Source organism: Corallococcus sicarius (genome assembly GCF_003611735.1).
GTDB lineage: Bacteria > Myxococcota > Myxococcia > Myxococcales > Myxococcaceae > Corallococcus > Corallococcus sicarius.
This window is the reverse complement of record NZ_RAWG01000529.1, coordinates 1-3,777: the sequence shown is the minus strand read 5'-3', so window position 1 is coordinate 3,777 and position 3,777 is coordinate 1. Positions and strand designations below refer to the sequence as shown.

General features: G+C 73.6%; 3 protein-coding genes. All 3 read left to right on the top strand.

The genetic code is table 11. The features are described 5' to 3' along the window. The first annotated feature begins 115 nt into the window (after positions 1 to 115). The 3 genes from D7X12_RS40135 to D7X12_RS40125 all read left to right on the top strand — a co-directional run bounded on the left by D7X12_RS40135 (position 116) and on the right by D7X12_RS40125 (position 3,627). Positions 116 to 496 carry a hypothetical protein gene (locus tag D7X12_RS40135; RefSeq protein ID WP_208719603.1) on the top strand — a complete coding sequence of 127 codons (381 nt, stop codon included), beginning with the start codon at positions 116 to 118 and terminating at the stop codon, positions 494 to 496. Beyond that, on the top strand, positions 493 to 2,220 hold the full coding sequence (locus tag D7X12_RS40130) for a caspase family protein (protein WP_120630406.1): 1,728 nt from the start codon (positions 493 to 495) through the stop codon (positions 2,218 to 2,220). The genes D7X12_RS40135 and D7X12_RS40130 overlap by 4 nt, the downstream gene beginning before the upstream one ends. 108 nt (positions 2,221 to 2,328) lie before the next feature. Continuing rightward, the gene (locus D7X12_RS40125; RefSeq protein WP_120630405.1) at positions 2,329 to 3,627 is read left to right on the top strand and encodes a hypothetical protein; all 1,299 of its coding nucleotides are present in this window, start codon (positions 2,329 to 2,331) and stop codon (positions 3,625 to 3,627) included. Positions 3,628 to 3,777: the final 150 nt, after the last annotated feature.

Below are 3,777 nucleotides of genomic sequence, written 5' to 3'. Positions count from 1 at the left end.
CACTCGACTAGTCGTCGGCAGCGTCAGATGTTTATAAGAGACAGCCCTCCGCCCCCCTCCCACGGAGTCCGAGTGGAGCCCGCGGGGCGTCGTCCATGACCCGGCACCGCCCACCGTGCCGCTGGCGCAGCCCGTGCTGCGCATCTTCTGCGCCGTCCCCGGCCAGTCGCTGCGCGAGGTGCGCACCGGGACGGCCTGCGCGCCGGGCGCCACGCTGGCGTTCGCGGCGGGTGCCCGTCCTCCCTACACCCACGTGGCGGTGCGGGTGCGCGCCGGGGGCCGCGAAGAGGTCAACGGGCCGTTCGCGCTGAGCGGCACGGCCGGTGAGGAGGGTCCCCTGGAGCTGACGGTCGCCCTGCCCGCGACGTCCGATATGGCCGAGGTCACCGCCACGTTCTCCGAGCACCCGGACGCCACCCTGGCGGCCCTGCGTGGCGGGACGACGGAGGGGGTGGTGGTGCTCAGGCAGGAGGTCCGGGTAGAGGGAGGACCATGAAGAAGCTGGAGATGCTCCTCGGCGCGGCGCTGCTGCTGTTGGCTCCGAAGGCATTCGCGGACACGGTGCGCCGGGCGCTCGTCATCGCGCACAACGGCAGTGATGATCCCGCGCTCGCGCCCCTGCGCTACGCGGACGACGACGGCGTGCTGTGGGCGGAGACGCTCAAGCGCCTGGGCGTGGACACCACGTTGCTGGTGGACCCGGACGAGCCCACGCGCAAGGCGGGCAGCCTCGTGCTGAAGGGCGCTCGCGCGCCCACGCGCGAGGCGGTGGATCAGGCGGTGAAGCGGCTCCAGGCGGCCTCGCTCGCGGACCACGCGGCGGGCCACCAGGTGGACGTGCTCATCGTCTACGTGGGCCACGGCAACACGGACGACGCGGGCCGCGCCTACTTCACGCTCGCCGACTCGCGCCTGGACCGGACCAACCTCTACTCGGAGGTGGTGGATCCGCTGGGCGCGGACTACGTGCACGTCATCGCGGACGCGTGCCGCGCGTCGGGCGTGGTGGGCCGTCGCGGCGGGACGCCGGACGCGGCGCTGCTGGCGGAGCTGCGCGGGGTGCTCGCGCGCGAGCAGCTGGCGTCGCGGCCCAACGTGGGCGCCCTCTTCGCGGAGAGCGACGACGGGGAGACGCACGAGTGGTCGCGCATCCGCGCGGGCGTCTTCAGCCACGTGGCGCGCTCCGGCCTGCTGGGCGGCGCGGACATCAACGGCGACGGACAGGTGGAGTACAGCGAGCTGGCCGCCTTCGTGGCCGCGTCGCTGCACGGCGTGAAGGGCATGCCCGCGCGGCTGTCGGTGAACGCCTTCGCGCCCACGGCGTCGCCCCGGCGTCCGCTGGTGGGCCCCGCACCGGAAGGCCCCAGCGTCACCTTCCCCGCGGGCTTCGAGTACGCGCGCCTGTCCGTGGAGGACGCGGACGGCCAGCGGCTGGTGGACGTGCGGCGCGCCCCGCAGCAGTGGACGCAGATACTGCTGCCGCTGCGCGACGTGTACTGGGTGCGCGCGCCGGACGCGGAGGCGCGCGTCACGCTGGCGCAGCTGTCCGCGGGGCCCCCGGAGCTGCATCCCCGGGAGCTGCAGGAGCGCGGTCCCGCGGAGGAGGCGCTGCGTCGCGGCCTGTTCTCCGTGCCGTTGGACCGCTCCTTCTACGACGAGTACGTCGTCGCCGCGGGCCTGGTGCCCGTGGACTTCACCACCTTCGCGCCGCCCGTGGTCGGCGGCCTGCTGCCGCGCCTGGGCGCCCCGCAGTCTGGACCTGGCTCCGCATGGGAGCTGGGGCTGGGCGCGGGGCGTTCGCCGTTGGGCCTGTCGAGCTTCGCCACCGGCCCCAGCCTGTCGTGGCGCACCCCGTCCTCCTCCGTACACCTGCTGTACTACGGCGCGCGCGGGGCCTACGGCGTGACGCCGCTCGCGGCGCGGGATGGCATCCGCCTGCACCGCTTCACGCTGGAGGGCCTGGTGGGCCTGCAGGACCCGGCGCGCACGCCGCTGTTCGCGGAGGTGGGCATGGGCTGGGGCGTGCTGGGTCTGGTGGCGCCCGGCTTCCGTCAGGCGGACCCGCTGTTGCTCACCAGCCACGTGGCCGCGGGCGTCACGGGTCGGCTCGCGGGCATGAAGCTGCGGCTGTCGGCCCGGGTGGGCATGGACCGCGTCACCGCGAATGGGCGGACTGGAATGGATCCGCAGTACGGACTGGAAGTCTCCCTGCGGCGCTGATGGACACGGGCCGTCGGGCCCGGCCGTGTCCGTGTGCCGTGCGCTGAAGTCGCACGCCGCGCCAACCCCGCGCCCCTGACGGTCCCTTCCGTGGCCCCTTCTCCAGTCATGCCTGCCGCGGTGTCGGGCGCCGCCCTGTCGGCGCTGCTGCTGACGGGCTGCGACCCCATCTGCGTTGACAACCTCACCCCACCGGACCGGGGCCATGCGTACATGAACGACGCGGGCGTCTGTGTCATCGTCGTGGGGCCTCCGGACGGCCATGACGCGGGGCCGGGGGACGCGGGACCGGAGGACGCGGGGACGGAGGACGCAGGGCCAACGGACGCGGGCCCCGTGGAACCCGGGTGCCTGGAGCCGGGGTGGACGGCGCGCGTGCTGGACGAGGGCGCGGACAACGCGGAGATGGCCTTCCACTTCGATGCGAAGGGCGTGGGCCACTATGCGTATGCGAAGGAGTCGCGGCTCTACGTCGGCACCACGAAGCCGGGCGACGCGCCCCGGCGCATCGACGATGTGGTGAGCATCCAGGCCGTGCGCATGGCGGTGGACTCCCTGGGCGCCCACCATGTCCTCTTCGGGCAGAACGACTGGGTCTACTACGCGCATGACCGGGGGGGCACCTGGCAGACGCACGCGCTGGGAGAAGGCCGGCCCGCGGCGATCACCTTCGACCTCTGGGGCGTGCTGCACGTGCTCATCGAGCGCCCCCTCCCCGACGGAGGAGCGGTCTACGTGTACGGGATTCGTCCCGGCAGCCCCACCGGGTGGACGGTCCAGTTGAAGGAGGTCGGGCAGACGGGCACCCGGGAGCAGCTGGTGGCGGATGCCTCCAATCGCATGCACGTCCTCTTCCTCCGCACGGCGGGCGGTGGTGCGGACGACATCCCCGTGTACGCGACGGATGCGACAGGCGGTTGGACGGCGGAGCCCCTGGAATGGGCGGTGCCCCTCGACTCGCCGCGCCCGCGCCTCCACCTCCAGGTGGACGCGCAGGGGCGCCCGCACGTGCTGGGCTCCGACGCCGCGGGAGCCTGGTGGTGGGTGAAGGACGGGGCTCAGTGGCAGCGCCATTCCCTGGGCCCGCTCTACAGCCACGGGCCCGCGCTGCGCATGGGGGACACCGGCCCTTCGCACATGCTCCTGGACCACGACGACGCGGCGGCGAAGACCAGCCACCTGTTCGTGCGGACGCTGGCGCCGGAGACGGATGGCGGGAGCACCACGCCCTGGCTGCCGGTGGAAGCGTCCGACGGCGGGCTCGCCTTCCCCATCAACACCGCGCTGCACACGGAGGACGGGGGCGTGGTGCGGGTGGGCTATCCGTACATCCACTACATGACCACGCCAGGGACCCCGCTGCCCAAGGTCACGCGAGGCCTGCGCTACGCACGCTACTGCCCGTAGGAGCGCGCCAGTGGACACGGGCCGTCGGGCCCGGCCGTGTCCGTGTGTCGTGCGCTGAAGTCGCACGCCGCGCCAACCCCGAGCCCCTGACGGTCCCTTCCTTGGCCCCTTCCCCCGTCATGCCTGCCGCGGTGTCGGGCGCCCCCCTGT